The following is a 17,589-nucleotide window of genomic DNA, read 5'->3' as shown; positions in this document are numbered from 1 at the left end:
TCCTTTCGTGCCCTCACCCTAGCAGTGTTTACCCTAGCTTTTAGCCTCTTTTTTTAACCCGTTCTGATTTATTGGCGGGCGAGGTGTGGACACGCGGAAGGCCGTCCAGCGGATGCCGGACGGCCTTCGGTCTCACATCTCACAGACTCGCCAGAAGGACTTTCACCTGCGGAAACACCCCAAGAGGCTCACAGGCGGACGGACTCGGGCTCTGTGCCCCTGACCTCGGCCAGACCGTGAGTCCACGGTGCAGCCCTCCGGAGTCAGCAGAGCGTGGGCTACACCTTCTCGGGGATCGTGTCGTCGATGACGATCTCCGGCTCCGGATCATCCGGACTCGTGGCGGCCTTGATCCGGTCGATCGCGGGGGCGATAGCGTTGTACACCCGGCGGGAAGCCGCCGCGTTCTCCGGGGTGTTGTTCCACTTCGACGTGTGAGCGTTGGCGTCCAGTTCCTTGAGGTAGGCCACGAGGTTCGTGCCGGTCATCGACACCTCCACAAGCCCCCGGTTGGCGCGCGGGCCGGTGGAGATCCCGGACACCGTCGCCTTCACCGTGATCGTGGGTCCGTTGCTGGGGTTCACACCGTCCGGCTTCGTCTCGTTCCACAGGTCTTTCGAGCAGACGATCGTGACCCGGGCAATGCCGGCGGCCTTGGTGAGCCGGTCGTCGTGCTTGGCCGGGGACTGGGTGCAACCTGCCAGCGCGAGGCCGGCGACAGCGGCGACGGCCAGGGCCGTACGCGGTGAGCGAGAGGGTTTCGACATATTCACCACGTCATCCTTGAGCAGCACCGCAACCCAAACCGCCTCATGACGGAAAGACGGCTGAAAGTGCTACTTAAGGCCGATTTCCGTGTGTGCGGGCGCCACCTCGACGGTGGCCGCCCTCCTCAGCGGCGGCCGACAGCGATCCGGACGAGGACGTTCGGGATGAGGCAGAACGCAGCGAGGCTGCAGACGACGAGGAGCGTGAGGAACAACCAGTAGGTGAACCCGTGTCCGGTGGACTGCGCGGCGAGCGAGGCGTAGGTCAGCGTGATCAGGGACGCGGTCAGAGCGAGCCCCGCCGCCCAGCCTGTGCAGCTCAGGCCCAGCCCCAGCCCGATGAACGCCCAGAACAGGGCGGGGCCGAGCATCGCCACGACCGCGGGGACCGGCGAGGCAGGCACATCATGCGTGGCGATCAGGGCGTTGAGGGACGGGAAACAGACAACCCCCCAGAACAGGCTGTACGCACCGAGCAGACCAACAAGGGCGAAGCCGGCGGCTCCCAGAGGCCGACGCGCGGGGGCCGGGGCGGGACGATCGGAACGGGGAAGTGTGGTCACGGCCTGATGGTGGGCGGTCCTGCCCCTGTCCGAGAGGGCTTTCGCCAGCGGTCACCGGAACGGGTGTCCCACCATCACGGCGACCCCATGTCCCGACTTCTGTCCCCGCGACCGACGACGGAACGGTACCGTCGTCGGTGCGCGGTACCCGGTCGCGTGTCCCGGAAACGGGCAGAGGTCTCTTGAGAGGCCCCGGGCCACCTCCCACCCACTGCACCAGTGACGCGGATGACCGACGACGGCCCCGGCCTCGGCACCCGACGGCCCGTTCGGCGTGAACATCTCCACGGAACAGCCGCTCCTACTCCTGACCGAGCCCTGCACCCGGCCGGCACGCCTCACACGACTGGATATCCGGCATCGTCACCGCGACCAGCGCATAGTCCCGGTCGATGAAACCGATCCGGGCCTGGTAGAGCCCACAGTCCCCGCGGTGCAGCAGTGCTGGCGACGTCGGCGTCTTCTGCTGGATCTTCCACCGCAGCGCGGCACGCTCCTGCTCCTCCAGGTCCCGGATGCGTTTCTGAACCTGCCCGAGCTGCCAGCGCAGCCACTCCTCCAACGCCCTGTTCTTCTCCAGCAGCGATGGCCCCTCGGCCGGCCGGCCCTCCGGGGCGTCATCGTCGGGCACGACTACGCCTCGGCTGCCGACTCGTGGGCGTGCTTCAGCCGCATCCTGGCCTCGACCACCTTGCCGTTCTCGACCGTCTCCCAGAACGGGTGCGTGGACACTACGGCGGACAGCCGCAGCACCTCCGCACGCAGACGGGCCACCTCGGACCGCTGGTCGTCGGTGTAGCCGGGACTGTCCGGCTTGCCGGACCGGTAGGAGGAGTGCAATTGCCTGTCGGCTTCCCACCCGGCCATGGGCTCGGCGGACCAGGGGAGGGTGCGGGCGTATTCCTCGGAGGCGTGGCGGGCGCGGTGAAGAGCGACCTGGGCATCGAGGAGATCGCTCGGGAAGTCGAAGACGGTCTCGTTCTTGGACACCCCCTAATGGTACGTCTGTTCGATTTTCGGATGCGAGCAGCCGCACCGGGATCCGGCCGCCGCTCCCCCGGCCGACGGAGTGCGTTCGCGAGTTCTGACGGCACCGCGGTGCCGTCGTCGCGGCGAGCGATCAATCAACTGTGCCTTCGCAAGCAGCGTCCGTAGGGTTTGCGCATGACGGATGAGAGTGAGCGGGCCATGCAGGCGGCCATCGACGGGGAGATGCGGCTCCTCGATCCCGAGGTGCGCGCCTCCCCGGACCGTGTCCTGGAGCTTCTGGATCCGGAGTTCATCGAGTTCGGGGCTTCCGGGCGCCGGTGGGACGTGGAGTCGATCCTCACCGTGACGAGCGGAGACTCGGTGTCCCCCGAGTCCCCGGTCAAGGTCAGCGAGATGACCGGCACCGCCCTCGCTCCAGGTGTCGTTCATCTGACGTACCTCGCCGACAACCAGGGCCGCAGGGCATGGCGGAGCTCTCTGTGGCGTCTGACAGCGTCGGGCTGGCGGATGTACTTCCACCAGGCCACTCTGACCGGTTGAGGCACCCCACCGACCGCCGAGCGGGGCGGCGGGCTGGGCGCTGCGCACCCGCCGGGCGAGCGGCTGCTTCACCGCCTGGTCCGACTCCGGTTCGGGTCGAGCTCTGGCGGACCGGGATCTGTATCTACCGAAGTCCTGGACCTCCGACCGTGACCGCTGCCAGGCGGCGAAGATCCCCGACGAGCGGGGCTTCGCGACCAAGGGGGAGCTGGCCAGAGACATCGTGCGCCGCTGTCTGGCCGCGGGTCTACCGGCTGCCTGGGTGACCGCGGATGAGGCGTACGGGCAGGACTGGAACTTCCGCCGCCTGCTCGAACAGCTTGGCCTCGGTTACGTGGTGGCGGTGCTCAAGTCCCAGCAGATCAAGTCCCTGGCCGGGATCTGGCGCATCGACGAGCTCATCGACGAAGCCCCCCGTCGATGCCCGGCAGCGGCTGTCCTGTGGCGACGGGGCGAAGGGCCCACGCGTCTACCACTGGGCCGCGGCGAAACTGCCCGCCAACATCATCTTCGATCCGGATCTGCCGACCCATCACCGCTGGGTGCTGGCCCGCCGCAGTCTCTCCGACCCCGCCGAGATCGCCTACTACCTCGCTCACGCGCCCGTCGGCATCGAGACCGAAGAACTCTCCCGGGGCGCCGGCAGCCGGTGGGCGGTGGGCGGTGGGCGGTGGGCGGTGGGCGGTCAAGGAATGCTTCCAAGCCGCGAAGAACGAATGTGGCCTTGACGAGTACGAAGTCCGCCGCTACCCCGGCTGGTACCGGCACACCACCCTCGCCATGCTCGCCCACGCCGTTCTGACCGCACTCGCCGCCCAGGCCGCCGTCGAGGCCGTAAAAGGGGCTGCAGAAACGGATCAGCTCTCGTCCCGCTCACCGTGGCGGAGATCCGGCGGCTCCTGGACACTCTCCTGCCTCATCCCCGAGCCGACCACGATCCCGTCACCCACGCACTGAACTGGTTCGCCTGGAGAAGACGCCGCTAGGCCATCGCCCGCCACTGTCACGACCGAAGGTTTTCCGATCGGGCCAGTTTCCTCACCCTTGCCATCTAGCCGGTCGAGGGCTTCAGCAGAGGGCTCCGGACTACGGATCAGCCACCATGTGCCTAGAAGTCCCCCGCTCAGAGCTACGAGCGTGACTGTGGCAGCAGAGAGCCGGAGCCACCCATCGTGGTCAACAGAGAAGACTGCTGCGCCAAAGCATATGAGCCACCAGAACCCAGTTCTGCGCAGCCACAACTCAATCCCATCTGACACAGAATACTCCTTAAAGTAACTTTTGACCGGAATCATCGCGTCCGGCTCTGCTTGGCGAAGTGTGCCTGCCGACGATCTCGCAGCGCGCACTCAGATCGCATCGAAGTGTCCACTCTTCGCCGCTGGTTGAGGCTTTCTGGCAACCTTTGTCCTGTTGTGCGCGTCCGAGCCTACTTGAGGAAATCCGTGGCGGGCACGGCAAATTCTTGATGCGCGGGCTTCGGGACTGACGGTGATGCCGGCGTAGGCCTATTGCGCAAATCACTCATGAATTATCGCGACCCGGATCATCTTTTCGCAAACCGGACCGACGGAGCGTGATTGATTTATGTATGAGGAATGGAACGGCAAGTGAAGCGACTGCGGGGGGGATGAAGAGTAAGAAGATTTCCAGTCTTTGCGTTATGGCTGCCCATAGTGCGCAAGCGTGAATTAGTACGACTAGCAGCGAGGTGAGCGTTGATTCTCTTTTGGAATTCACCATTTACACTCAAGTGTCACGGGGGTAATCCCTCTCGGGCGAGGCCCGTCTTCGCCCTGCCTCGGCAGGGCGAAGACGGGCCTCTCGGCTGAAGTTTATTGTCCGATGCGAGCCGTCAGAATCGGCCACGCCACCTTCGGATGGTGTATTTCGGGTACCACCGGGGGGTGGCGCGATTGTAGATGTGGGCCATACCGTTCCAGGCGAACCTACGGCCGTGGCGAACGACATTCCTCCCGTGCCAGTAGGCGCTGGGTATTCCTGTTACAGAAAGAGCGCTACCCACACAGCGAGACCGTCCCCATCTCCCCCCGCACGACCTTCTGATCTTCCGGATATTCCAGGCATTCTTGGCTGACCGAGCCCACCCTCCAGGGGTGAAGTAGGCCCCGAACATTACCGTTGAATGCAACATGTCATAGCTAGCGTGCTTCCGGCGCTTCTTCTTCCACCAGCTCCATCGTCCGTCGAGGTCGTATTTGTTGAGGGGGTCGGCGGTGACGTATTCGTAGGCGTTGGCGTTGCCTCCGTATACGGGGTCGATGCTGAGGAAGCGTCCGGTGGTGGGGTTGTAGAGGCGGACGCCCATGAGTGTGAGGTTGTTGGGTGTTTCGGTGGAGCGTTGTTTGGCGCCGAGCCAGTTGTAGCGGGTGGGGGTTTGGCCGGTGCGGGGGTTTCCGTATTCGTCGCTGTCGAGTGCGACGGGGGGGTTGTTGATGTCCAGCGGGAGTTGCAGGGCGATGTCGCCGTGGATGGTTGTGAGGTGGAGGACGGTGTCGCCGGTTTTGGTGGTGGTGGCGGCGAGGTCTCCGGAGGTGGATTCGATGTTGCGGGTGAGGGTGCCGGTGGTGTCCTCGGTGATCCAGCGGGGGCTGTCGCTGTCGCTGTCGTAGTGGTTGGTCTTGGCTCCGGTCTGGGTCCAGGTGGTGCCGGTGGCGGTTTCGGTCGTCCAGGAGCGGAAGCGCAGTGCGGCGTCGAGCTGCCAGGTCTGGCGTTCGGTGCTGGTGGTGACCTGGTGGGCGAGGTCGTTGGCGTAGTAGCCGACGGTGCTGCCGGGCAGTGCGGTGGTACGGCCGAGGTTGTCGTAGGTGTAGCCGGTGTCGACGAGCCGGTCGGCGCTGTCGTAGGTGTGGGTGGTGGTGGTGCCGCCGGTGGTGGGGCAGGCCTCGGTGGGCTCGCCGGTGGCGGTGGTCAGGCCGGTGCGGTTGGTGCGTTTGTCGAAGGTGTAGGTGCGGCGGGTGCAGGTCTCGCCGGCGGTGTCGTGGACGTTGGTGAGGCGGCCGGCCTTGTCGTACTTGTAGTTCTGGGCGGACCAGCCCTGGTGGCTGGTGACCTGGCCGTGGGCGGACTCGGTGACGGTGTCGGTGTAGAGGCTCGTGCCGTCACTGTCGCGGGTGTAGGCCCGTGAGACAGCGGCTCCGGTCGGGTCCTCGGTGGCGGTCATGGTGTATCCGCCGGGCAGTTTCTCTGTGGCCAGGGATCCGTCGGCGTCGTAGGACGGGACGAAGTCACCGGCGACGGAGTCGCTGATCTTGGTGGTCAGGCCGCGGGGCTCGAGGTTGTGGTTGTAGGTGTAGGTGGTGGTCGAGGGGACCGTGTCGGACAGCTTGACGGGCCGGTCGAGCAGGTCGTACTCGGTCGTGGTCTTCCCCCGTCGGCGTCGGTGTAGGTCGCCTGGCGGCCGAGCTTGTCGTAGGTCTTGGTGATGGTGCCCGCGGTCGGGGAGGTGATCTTGGTGATCTGGCCGGTGACCGTGTCGTACTCGTTGGTCGTCTCGGGGACGGCCTGGCCCAGGCCGCCGGTGACGGTGGTCTTCAGCGGGCGGGCGGCCGAGTCGTGGGTTGTGGTGGTCGTGCGGGTGGTGCCGTTGGCGGTGTCGGTGGCCTGGGTGACCTGGCCGAAGTACCCGTACTCGGTCGTCGTGTCGGGGAGATTGGCGGGCTGGCTGCCGCCGCCGGTGATGGCGCCTGCGGGACCGGTCCAGCAGGGCTGGTCGGCCCACTCGGGGCGGCCCTTGCACCATCCGGTGCCGTCCGCTGCCCAGTACTCGGTGATCCGGGTGGCGGCGTCGCTTCCGGTGCTGCCGGGCAGCCCCTGGGAGATGACACGGCCCTGGGCGTCGTAGCCGGTGGAGGTTCCCAGGTTCAGGCCTCCGGCGTCCTGGAGGGACAGCACGGGCAGGCCCTTCACCCAGTCGTACTGCGTCTGGGTGACGCGCTTCTCACCCATGAGGGAGTAGTGGTCCCGCACCCGGGCGCCGGTGATTTCCAGGGTGACCTGGTCCTTGACCGTCGCAGTTCCGTTGGTGGGGCGGCCCTCGTCGTATTCCTTGACCGTCCAGGAACGGGCCGGAACCGAGGTGCCGGCCGGAACGACCGTGGTGGTGCCGTCCTTGAGGTCCTCGGCCAGGTCCACACGGTGCAGCGGCCCGAACTCCTCCAGCTCGCGGGTACCTGTCTCGTTGTAGAGCGAGGTGGTCGACAGCACCTGAGCACGCTCGGACGAGGACTGGGCGATGATGCCCAGGTCGGTGAGGGTCTCCTTGTGCGCGTCGGTGGCGCCGAGCGCGAGTTCCCGGTTCCCGGCCGTCAGCTCACGGACGGTGTTGCCGAACCGGTCGTACTCGGTCGTGGTGATGTTCGCACCCGGGCTGAGGCTGTTGACCTGACGGCCGGAGACGTTCAGGTAGTTCACTGCGGCCCGCGCGTAGTTGCCGGGCGCCAGGTCCTCACCGGAGTTCGAGGTGGGAACGACGTCGGCGGGAAAGACGGCGGTGGCGTCGGTCGGGGCGTCGAACTGCCCCCACGCGGCCACGTTGCCGGCGCCCATCGCCACCGGAGCCTTGGCCCCGGTCAGCGGCACGCCGTAGACGACGGTGCTGACAGCGGTGCCTTCAGTCTGGTCGAGCGTGCCCTGCTTGAGTCCGGCACGTGAGACGTTCAGCAGCATGCCGTCGTTGGGGACCGAACCGCTGCCGGCGTTGCCGTAGTCGAAGGAGTAGGGCAGCTGCCCGTCCGATTCGGTCCATGTCACCCGGTCGCCCCAGTAGGCGTACTGGGTCTGGGCCTGCCGGCCTACCCGCGGGTCCCAGGACTGGCGCAGGGCGCCGGTGGAGTCGTAGCGGTAGCCCGCCACCGCGGTCGCCGTCGCGGCGGCGGCGCCGGGCGCGGTCGCCCACAGCTTGATCTGCTTGACCTGTCCGGTGAAGTCACCGAACTGGGCGTCCGAGCCGGTGCCCGTCGCCGTGGTGGCGGTGGCGTACTCGAACTCCAGCACCCGGCAGCCCTTGGTCGCCGGAGCGGTCTCGCAGGCCGCAGTCGTGACCGCGGAGGTCGGGGCGATGACCCGCTTGGGCCGCGCGAGCTTCTTGCCCGCCACGGTCACCGTCTCAGAGACGATCTTCGTGGTGGAATGCGTCAGCCCGTCCACCAGCGTGCTGGAAACCTGCCACGTCGTCGCGGCCGGATCGGGCTTGGTGAACGTGGTCACCGAGCCTTCGGTGTCCGACAGGGTGAACGTGGTGCCTACCGTGCCCTTGAGCGTCAGGCTTTCCAGCCCCGGCTCCGATACCCAGCCGGTCTTGGCGGCGTTGGCGGTGAAGTGGAGCGCGTCGCCCTCGAGCATCACCACGTCGACCGCGGTGTCGGAGACCCTGCGGACGTGGGAGTACTCGGACTCGCTGAGCTCGGCGACCGTGCCAGCCACCCAGTGCTTGCCGAAGATCGGGGCCTGGCCCTCCTGCTTGGCCGCCTTGTCCGGCACCCGCGAGGACGCCGTACGCGTGACCGACATCTCGAAGGCGGAGGCGTCCGTCTCGGAGAGGGTGTAGTCACCGGTCAGCAGGTTCAGAGAGCCGGGTCCGACCTCGGTCGTGGCCGCACCGTCGGCGTTGCGGTCCACCACCAGGTTCAGGGCGGGAGACGCGCTGGCCGCCGAGTTGGGGCCGGTGAAGTCGGCCTTCAGCTGGATGCTGCCGTCAGGGTTGACGGTGTCGGTGGTGTTCCACACCAGCGGAGCGTTCTTCCCGTTGACCAGCGGAACCGGCCAGGCCGTCAGCGCGGTGCCTCCGGAGGTGACGTCACCTGCGGGGATCTTCACCCACGGGTCGGCCTCCGAGCGGCGCCAGGAGAAGGACACCTGGTTGTATTTGCCCGCTTCGGCCTCGGCCACCAGCGGCAGACGCCGCGCGGTGCGTTCTCCCTCCGAGGGCTGGGAGAACCCGCCCGAACCGGCGTGGAAGATGTACTCGCGGGCCTCGGACTTGTTGTCCGCCTTGTCGGCCGACCGCACCTGCAGGGTGTGGGTGCCGTTACGGGGCGGGGTCACGCTGATCGCCTTCGCCGCGGACGAGCCGCCGGTGACGACCTTCGTCCAGGTCACCCCGTCCAGCGACCACTCCAGCCAGTTGTGATCAGCGGCCGGCGGCGTCACCGTGAACGTGCCCGGCTGGCCCGCGCCCTTGACCCACTGCCCGGAGGGGTAGTCGGTGGAGGTGATCTGCGTCGGCGCCGACGGTGCGGAGGTATCGACCGTGAACGTCTTCCACGCCGACCAGCCGGTGTTGTAGTGCGCCCCGTCGTAGGGGCTGGTGCGGAACTTGTAGGTCTTCCCGTTGACCAGCACGCCGGCGGGGACCGTCACGGACGCGGCCTGGCCCGATGCCACGTACTTCGAGACGATCGGACTGCCGACCTGCGTGTTGGTGACGTTGTCGTAGACCTGGAAGGTCCCGTTGACCTTGTCACCGTTCGCGTCGACGAACGTGTCCCGCAGCGTCGGTGTGAGGGTGTTCACGACGTAGTTGCCGGCGTAGGAGAAGAACGGAGGACCGGCCTCCTGCTTGGTACCCGTGCGCGGCCGGTGGTTGTAGGTCACCGACAGCTTCGGCGGGTTCTTCGCCGCGTTGGCGGAGTTCACCCGCTTCCACTGGGCCGTCACCGTCTCGCTGGTGGCCCGCAGACCCGTGTGCCCGCGGGTCGCCTTGGCACTGGCCCACTCCTGCGCCAGCGCCGTCACATCGGCGTTGATCCAGCCGTCCGTGACCGAGCCGCAGGCAGGGTTGCCCTTTGTCTCAGTGGAGGTGGCCTTCTTCGCCGTCCAGGCCGGCTGCGCGGTCCAGCGCGACGAGGTGGCCGGAGCCCCGGTGGACCACACCTCCCACGGATACGCCTTGCAGTCGGTGTTCGCAGAGTGGAAGTTCCACAGGCTCAGCTTCGCGCTGGAGACCAGCGAGTCCGCGATCGGCGCCGTGTTCCAGGTGATGAAGGAACGGGCCGTCCGGGGTGTCCCGTTCGCGTTCGTCGTGCCCGGGTTGCCGAGGTCGAGCTCGGTATCGGTGGACAGATCGGTCGTCTCACCCTGCTGCACATAGGTGTCGAACAGGTTCCCCAGCGCCGAGGTCGAAGGATCGACCGTGACCGGGTACTGCGTCTTCGGGTCCGCCAGGAACTCGGCGTCTGGCGTGACCACCAGGTCCACACCGCCCGGCGACTTCACGACCTTCATCGCGACGGGAGAACGCCGGGTGTGCTCGCCGGAGGCCTTGTCGACGCTCGCGTCCCACATCACCGGCGCCGGCATCACGGCCGTCTTCTTCGACTTCTTGTCCGTGAAGAGGACGCTGCCGTCCTTCTGCTGCTTGACCTTCAGACCCTTGGTCCTCAGCGGAAGCGTGTAGGAGAAACCCGCGGCAGGCGGGTTCTTCAGCTCGACAAACTGCTCGAACCCGGTACGGGTTGCCTCGACAATCACGTCGGCACCGGGCACCGCGTTGACATACGTGGCACGCGTCCCGTCAAGCTCGGGCGCCGGCAGACCGCCTCGCCACTGCAGCGTGATCTGCCCGTCACCCTCGCCCAGGGTCACCAGGTCAGTAGCGGGCGCCGCCTGAGAAGCCTTCAGCGACGAAGCTCTCTTCCCAGTCTTCCCTGACAGCCGCAGCCCTTCCGGATGAGCATGCGGGGCGACCGACCCGTCGGGCAATGCCTCCAGATCCACATTCACATCGCGCCACTGATCGGAATCATCCCTGAACCGGACAGGGCCAGCCGCGATCTCCGTCGTGAGGGAACCGTCCTTATTCACCCACGTCGTGGAGGAATCGGTCCTCTCCGACAGAGCTTCCACCCGTTTGCCCGACAAGCGGGCAAGGACACGGGCCGACGAAAGATCCCCTGCCTCCGTCGCGTACTTCCGCGATTCCTTGTCCGCAGGCTGGGCACTCTGCCCGGCAGGACCGGCAATCGCCGTCTCCGCCCCCTGCAGCACCGTAACCGCCATGGTCAGCGCGATGGACGTGGCAACCCCACGCTTCCACGCACCAGGCGCAGGCCGGGCAACACGGTGCCAGGCCGTAAACCGTTGATTCATCGAGAGAAACCCCCCAAGAAAAGCTGCCTTTTGGCAGCAAGGGGAAACTAACCAACGTCAAAAGATGGCAAAGAGGGCTAACTGACCACAAAGGAGATCTTCACACAACGGTCACGAAAAACTTGTCTGGAAACAGCTCCACTCACAGGGAACTCTGAAACCAGACAACAAGCACGAAACGAACCTCCCCAAGCGGCACCCCCACCTCAACAAAACCCCACGAGGTAGCTCGCAGGCTCTGGCCTTGCCTCAAGCCGCGACCGTCACGCGCGTCCCCTCCCGCACACGGCAGGACGCGGATGCCTTGCGAACCGAAGCGTCCCGCCTACAACTGAGGGGCATCAACTTCCTTCACTCGAGTGAAGGAAGTTGATGCCCCTCAGTTGTAGGCGGGACGCTTCGGTTTGCAAGGCATCCGCGTCCGGCCGCGTGCGGGAGGGGACTCCGCGTGACGCGTCGCTTCGCGCGGCACGGCCAGATCCTGCGAGCTACCTCGTGGGGTTTTGTTGAGGTGGGGGTGCCGCTTGGGGAGGTTCGTTTCGTGCTTGTTGTCTGGTTTCAGAGTTCCCTGTGAGTGGAGCTGTTTCCAGACAAGTTTTTCGTGACCGTTGTGTGAAGATCTCCTTTGTGGTCAGTTAGCCCTCTTTGCCATCTTTTGACGTTGGTTAGTTTCCCTTGCTGCCAAAAGGCAGCTTTTCTTGGGGGGTTTCTCTCGATGAATCAACGGTTTACGGCCTGGCACCGTGTTGCCCGGCCTGCGCCTGGTGCGTGGAAGCGTGGGGTTGCCACGTCCATCGCGCTGACCATGGCGGTTACGGTGCTGCAGGGGGCGGAGACGGCGATTGCCGGTCCTGCCGGGCAGAGTGCCCAGCCTGCGGACAAGGAATCGCGGAAGTACGCGACGGAGGCAGGGGATCTTTCGTCGGCCCGTGTCCTTGCCCGCTTGTCGGGCAAACGGGTGGAAGCTCTGTCGGAGAGGACCGATTCCTCCACGACGTGGGTGAATAAGGACGGTTCCCTCACGACGGAGATCGCGGCTGGCCCTGTCCGGTTCAGGGATGATTCCGATCAGTGGCGCGATGTGAATGTGGATCTGGAGGCATTGCCCGACGGGTCGGTCGCCCCGCATGCTCATCCGGAAGGGCTGCGGCTGTCAGGGAAGACTGGGAAGAGAGCTTCGTCGCTGAAGGCTTCTCAGGCGGCGCCCGCTACTGACCTGGTGACCCTGGGCGAGGGTGACGGGCAGATCACGCTGCAGTGGCGAGGCGGTCTGCCGGCGCCCGAGCTTGACGGGACGCGTGCCACGTATGTCAACGCGGTGCCCGGTGCCGACGTGATTGTCGAGGCAACCCGTACCGGGTTCGAGCAGTTTGTCGAGCTGAAGAACCCGCCTGCCGCGGGTTTCTCCTACACGCTTCCGCTGAGGACCAAGGGTCTGAAGGTCAAGCAGCAGAAGGACGGCAGCGTCCTCTTCACGGACAAGAAGTCGAAGAAGACGGCCGTGATGCCGGCGCCGGTGATGTGGGACGCGAGCGTCGACAAGGCCTCCGGCGAGCACACCCGGCGTTCTCCCGTCGCGATGAAGGTCGTGAAGTCGCCGGGCGGTGTGGACCTGGTGGTCACGCCAGACGCCGAGTTCCTGGCGGACCCGAAGACGCAGTACCCGGTCACGGTCGATCCTTCGACCTCGGCGCTGGGGAACCTGTTCGACACCTATGTGCAGCAGGGTGAGACGACCGATCTGTCCACCGATACCGAGCTCGACCTCGGCAACCCGGGCACGACGAACGCGAACGGGACACCCCGGACGGCCCGTTCCTTCATCACCTGGAACACGGCGCCGATCGCGGACTCGCTGGTCTCCAGCGCGAAGCTGAGCCTGTGGAACTTCCACTCTGCGAACACCGACTGCAAGGCGTATCCGTGGGAGGTGTGGTCCACCGGGGCTCCGGCCACCTCGTCGCGCTGGACCGCGCAGCCGGCCTGGACGGCGAAGAAGGCCACCTCCACTGAGACAAAGGGCAACCCTGCCTGCGGCTCGGTCACGGACGGCTGGATCAACGCCGATGTGACGGCGCTGGCGCAGGAGTGGGCCAGTGCCAAGGCGACCCGCGGGCACACGGGTCTGCGGGCCACCAGCGAGACGGTGACGGCCCAGTGGAAGCGGGTGAACTCCGCCAACGCGGCGAAGAACCCGCCGAAGCTGTCGGTGACCTACAACCACCGGCCGCGCACGGGTACCAAGCAGGAGGCCGGTCCTCCGTTCTTCTCCTACGCCGGCAACTACGTCGTGAACACCCTCACACCGACGCTGCGGGACACGTTCGTCGACGCGAACGGTGACAAGGTCAACGGGACCTTCCAGGTCTACGACAACGTCACCAACACGCAGGTCGGCAGTCCGATCGTCTCGAAGTACGTGGCATCGGGCCAGGCCGCGTCCGTGACGGTCCCCGCCGGCGTGCTGGTCAACGGGAAGACCTACAAGTTCCGCACCAGCCCCTACGACGGGGCGCACTACAACACCGGCTGGTCGGCGTGGAAGACGTTCACGGTCGATACCTCCGCACCGTCGGCGCCGACGCAGATCACCTCCACCGACTACCCCTCCGGGCAGTGGGTCAAGGGCGCGGGCCAGCCGGGCACGTTCACGGTGACGCCGCCGGCCGCTGATCACAACTGGCTGGAGTGGTCGCTGGACGGGGTGACCTGGACGAAGGTCGTCACCGGCGGCTCGTCCGCGGCGAAGGCGATCAGCGTGACCCCGCCCCGTAACGGCACCCACACCCTGCAGGTGCGGTCGGCCGACAAGGCGGACAACAAGTCCGAGGCCCGCGAGTACATCTTCCACGCCGGTTCGGGCGGGTTCTCCCAGCCCTCGGAGGGAGAACGCACCGCGCGGCGTCTGCCGCTGGTGGCCGAGGCCGAAGCGGGCAAATACAACCAGGTGTCCTTCTCCTGGCGCCGCTCGGAGGCCGACCCGTGGGTGAAGATCCCCGCAGGTGACGTCACCTCCGGAGGCACCGCGCTGACGGCCTGGCCGGTTCCGCTGGTCAACGGGAAGAACGCTCCGCTGGTGTGGAACACCACCGACACCGTCAACCCTGACGGCAGCATCCAGCTGAAGGCCGACTTCACCGGCCCCAACTCGGCGGCCAGCGCGTCTCCCGCCCTGAACCTGGTGGTGGACCGCAACGCCGACGGTGCGGCCACGACCGAGGTCGGACCCGGCTCTCTGAACCTGCTGACCGGTGACTACACCCTCTCCGAGACGGACGCCTCCGCCTTCGAGATGTCGGTCACGCGTACGGCGTCCTCGCGGGTGCCGGACAAGGCGGCCAAGCAGGAGGGCCAGGCCCCGATCTTCGGCAAGCACTGGGTGGCTGGCACGGTCGCCGAGCTCAGCGAGTCCGAGTACTCCCACGTCCGCAGGGTCTCCGACACCGCGGTCGACGTGGTGATGCTCGAGGGCGACGCGCTCCACTTCACCGCCAACGCCGCCAAGACCGGCTGGGTATCGGAGCCGGGGCTGGAAAGCCTGACGCTCAAGGGCACGGTAGGCACCACGTTCACCCTGTCGGACACCGAAGGCTCGGTGACCACGTTCACCAAGCCCGATCCGGCCGCGACGACGTGGCAGGTTTCCAGCACGCTGGTGGACGGGCTGACGCATTCCACCACGAAGATCGTCTCTGAGACGGTGACCGTGGCGGGCAAGAAGCTCGCGCGGCCCAAGCGGGTCATCGCCCCGACCTCCGCGGTCACGACTGCGGCCTGCGAGACCGCTCCGGCGACCAAGGGCTGCCGGGTGCTGGAGTTCGAGTACGCCACCGCCACCACGGCGACGGGCACCGGCTCGGACGCCCAGTTCGGTGACTTCACCGGACAGGTCAAGCAGATCAAGCTGTGGGCGACCGCGCCCGGCGCCGCCGCCGCGACGGCGACCGCGGTGGCGGGCTACCGCTACGACTCCACCGGCGCCCTGCGCCAGTCCTGGGACCCGCGGGTAGGCCGGCAGGCCCAGACCCAGTACGCCTACTGGGGCGACCGGGTGACATGGACCGAATCGGACGGGCAGCTGCCCTACTCCTTCGACTACGGCAACGCCGGCAGCGGTTCGGTCCCCAACGACGGCATGCTGCTGAACGTCTCACGTGCCGGACTCAAGCAGGGCACGCTCGACCAGACTGAAGGCACCGCTGTCAGCACCGTCGTCTACGGCGTGCCGCTGACCGGGGCCAAGGCTCCGGTGGCGATGGGCGCCGGCAACGTGGCCGCGTGGGGGCAGTTCGACGCCCCGACCGACGCCACCGCCGTCTTTCCCGCCGACGTCGTTCCCACCTCGAACTCCGGTGAGGACCTGGCGCCCGGCAACTACGCGCGGGCCGCAGTGAACTACCTGAACGTCTCCGGCCGTCAGGTCAACAGCCTCAGCCCGGGTGCGAACATCACCACGACCGAGTACGACCGGTTCGGCAACACCGTCCGTGAGCTGACGGCCGGGAACCGGGAACTCGCGCTCGGCGCCACCGACGCGCACAAGGAGACCCTCACCGACCTGGGCATCATCGCCCAGTCCTCGTCCGAGCGTGCTCAGGTGCTGTCGACCACCTCGCTCTACAACGAGACAGGTACCCGCGAGCTGGAGGAGTTCGGGCCGCTGCACCGTGTGGACCTGGCCGAGGACCTCAAGGACGGCACCACCACGGTCGTTCCGGCCGGCACCTCGGTTCCGGCCCGTTCCTGGACGGTCAAGGAATACGACGAGGGCCGCCCCACCAACGGAACTGCGACGGTCAAGGACCAGGTCACCCTGGAAATCACCGGCGCCCGGGTGCGGGACCACTACTCCCTCATGGGTGAGAAGCGCGTCACCCAGACGCAGTACGACTGGGTGAAGGGCCTGCCCGTGCTGTCCCTCCAGGACGCCGGAGGCCTGAACCTGGGAACCTCCACCGGCTACGACGCCCAGGGCCGTGTCATCTCCCAGGGGCTGCCCGGCAGCACCGGAAGCGACGCCGCCACCCGGATCACCGAGTACTGGGCAGCGGACGGCACCGGATGGTGCAAGGGCCGCCCCGAGTGGGCCGACCAGCCCTGCTGGACCGGTCCCGCAGGCGCCATCACCGGCGGCGGCAGCCAGCCCGCCAATCTCCCCGACACGACGACCGAGTACGGGTACTTCGGCCAGGTCACCCAGGCCACCGACACCGCCAACGGCACCACCCGCACGACCACCACAACCCACGACTCGGCCGCCCGCCCGCTGAAGACCACCGTCACCGGCGGCCTGGGCCAGGCCGTCCCCGAGACGACCAACGAGTACGACACGGTCACCGGCCAGATCACCAAGATCACCTCCCCGACCGCGGGCACCATCACCAAGACCTACGACAAGCTCGGCCGCCAGGCGACCTACACCGACGCCGACGGGGTAAGACCACGACCGAGTACGACCTGCTCGACCGGCCCGTCAAGCTGTCCGACACGGTCCCCTCGACCACCACCTACACCTACAACCACAACCTCGAGCCCCGCGGCCTGACCACCAAGATCAGCGACTCCGTCGCCGGTGACTTCGTCCCGTCCTACGACGCCGACGGATCCCTGGCCACAGAGAAACTGCCCGGCGGATACACCATGACCGCCACCGAGGACCCGACCGGAGCCGCTGTCTCACGGGCCTACACCCGCGACAGTGACGGCACGAGCCTCTACACCGACACCGTCACCGAGTCCGCCCACGGCCAGGTCACCAGCCACCAGGGCTGGTCCGCCCAGAACTACAAGTACGACAAGGCCGGCCGCCTCACCAACGTCCACGACACCGCCGGCGAGACCTGCACCCGCCGCACCTACACCTTCGACAAACGCACCAACCGCACCGGCCTGACCACCGCCACCGGCGAGCCCACCGAGGCCTGCCCCACCACCGGCGGCACCACCACCACCCACACCTACGACAGCGCCGACCGGCTCGTCGACACCGGCTACACCTACGACAACCTCGGCCGTACCACCGCACTGCCCGGCAGCACCGTCGGCTACTACGCCAACGACCTCGCCCACCAGGTCACCACCAGCACCGAACGCCAGACCTGGCAGCTCGACGCCGCACTGCGCTTCCGCTCCTGGACGACCGAAACCGCCACCGGCACCACCTGGACCCAGACCGGAGCCAAGACCAACCACTACGACAGCGACAGCGACAGCCCCCGCTGGATCACCGAGGACACCACCGGCACCCTCACCCGCAACATCGAATCCACCTCCGGAGACCTCGCCGCCACCACCACCAAAACCGGCGACACCGTCCTCCACCTCACAACCATCCACGGCGACATCGCCCTGCAACTCCCGCTGGACATCAACAACCCCCCCGTCGCACTCGACAGCGACGAATACGGAAACCCCCGCACCGGCCAAACCCCCACCCGCTACAACTGGCTCGGCGCCAAACAACGCTCCACCGAAACACCCAACAACCTCACACTCATGGGCGTCCGCCTCTACAACCCCACCACCGGACGCTTCCTCAGCATCGACCCCGTATACGGAGGCAACGCCAACGCCTACGAATACGTCACCGCCGACCCCCTCAACAAATACGACCTCGGACG

At 66.9% G+C, this 17,589-nt stretch carries 6 protein-coding genes and 2 pseudogenes; 3 read left to right on the top strand and 5 right to left on the bottom strand.

The genetic code is table 11. The annotated features are described in order from the left end of the window. Positions 1 to 278: 278 nt before the first annotated feature. The 4 genes from OG245_RS00040 to OG245_RS00025 form a co-directional block, all read right to left on the bottom strand. Positions 279 to 767, bottom strand: coding sequence for a hypothetical protein (locus tag OG245_RS00040; protein WP_371621469.1), 489 nt, complete (start codon positions 765 to 767; stop codon positions 279 to 281). A 125-nt stretch (positions 768 to 892) separates the two neighbouring features. Beyond that, the gene (locus tag OG245_RS00035; protein ID WP_371621468.1) at positions 893 to 1,330 is read right to left on the bottom strand and encodes a hypothetical protein; all 438 of its coding nucleotides are present in this window, start codon (positions 1,328 to 1,330) and stop codon (positions 893 to 895) included. A 301-nt stretch (positions 1,331 to 1,631) separates the two neighbouring features. Further along, entirely contained in the window at positions 1,632 to 1,961 is a 330-nt protein-coding gene (locus tag OG245_RS00030) for a DUF6233 domain-containing protein (RefSeq protein ID WP_371621467.1), read from the bottom strand. 2 nt (positions 1,962 to 1,963) lie between these two features. Further along, positions 1,964 to 2,320 (bottom strand): hypothetical protein, encoded by a 357-nt coding sequence (locus tag OG245_RS00025; protein ID WP_371621466.1) that lies wholly within the window; start codon positions 2,318 to 2,320, stop codon positions 1,964 to 1,966. Positions 2,321 to 2,494: 174 nt separating this feature from the next. Between OG245_RS00025 and OG245_RS00020 the strand changes: the two genes are divergently transcribed. After that, positions 2,495 to 2,860, top strand: coding sequence for a DUF4440 domain-containing protein (locus OG245_RS00020; protein WP_371621465.1), 366 nt, complete (start codon positions 2,495 to 2,497; stop codon positions 2,858 to 2,860). A gap of 40 nt (positions 2,861 to 2,900) precedes the next feature. Further along, positions 2,901 to 3,662: a transposase gene (locus OG245_RS00015; protein ID WP_371627760.1), complete on the top strand. Its 762-nt coding sequence runs from the start codon at positions 2,901 to 2,903 to the stop codon at positions 3,660 to 3,662. A gap of 1,053 nt (positions 3,663 to 4,715) precedes the next feature. On the opposite strand, the pseudogene OG245_RS00010 reads toward OG245_RS00015, so the two are convergent. After that, positions 4,716 to 10,879: pseudogene (locus OG245_RS00010) on the bottom strand (RHS repeat-associated core domain-containing protein). 895 nt (positions 10,880 to 11,774) lie between these two features. On the opposite strand from OG245_RS00010, the pseudogene OG245_RS00005 reads away from it, so the two are divergent. Next, positions 11,775 to 17,589: pseudogene (locus tag OG245_RS00005) on the top strand (RHS repeat-associated core domain-containing protein); the annotation flags it as partial.

This window comes from Streptomyces sp. NBC_01116, assembly GCF_041435495.1.
Classification (GTDB): Bacteria; Actinomycetota; Actinomycetes; order Streptomycetales; family Streptomycetaceae; genus Streptomyces.
Note: the sequence above shows the minus strand (reverse complement) of the source record. Positions and strands in the feature narration are given on the sequence as shown.

Excerpts from the sequence above, each read along its gene's own strand:
- OG245_RS00040 (WP_371621469.1), bottom strand. The coding sequence starts at position 767 with ATGTCGAAACCCTCTCGCTCACCGCGTACGGCCCTGGCCGTCGCCGCT.
- OG245_RS00020 (WP_371621465.1), top strand. The coding sequence starts at position 2,495 with ATGACGGATGAGAGTGAGCGGGCCATGCAGGCGGCCATCGACGGGGAG.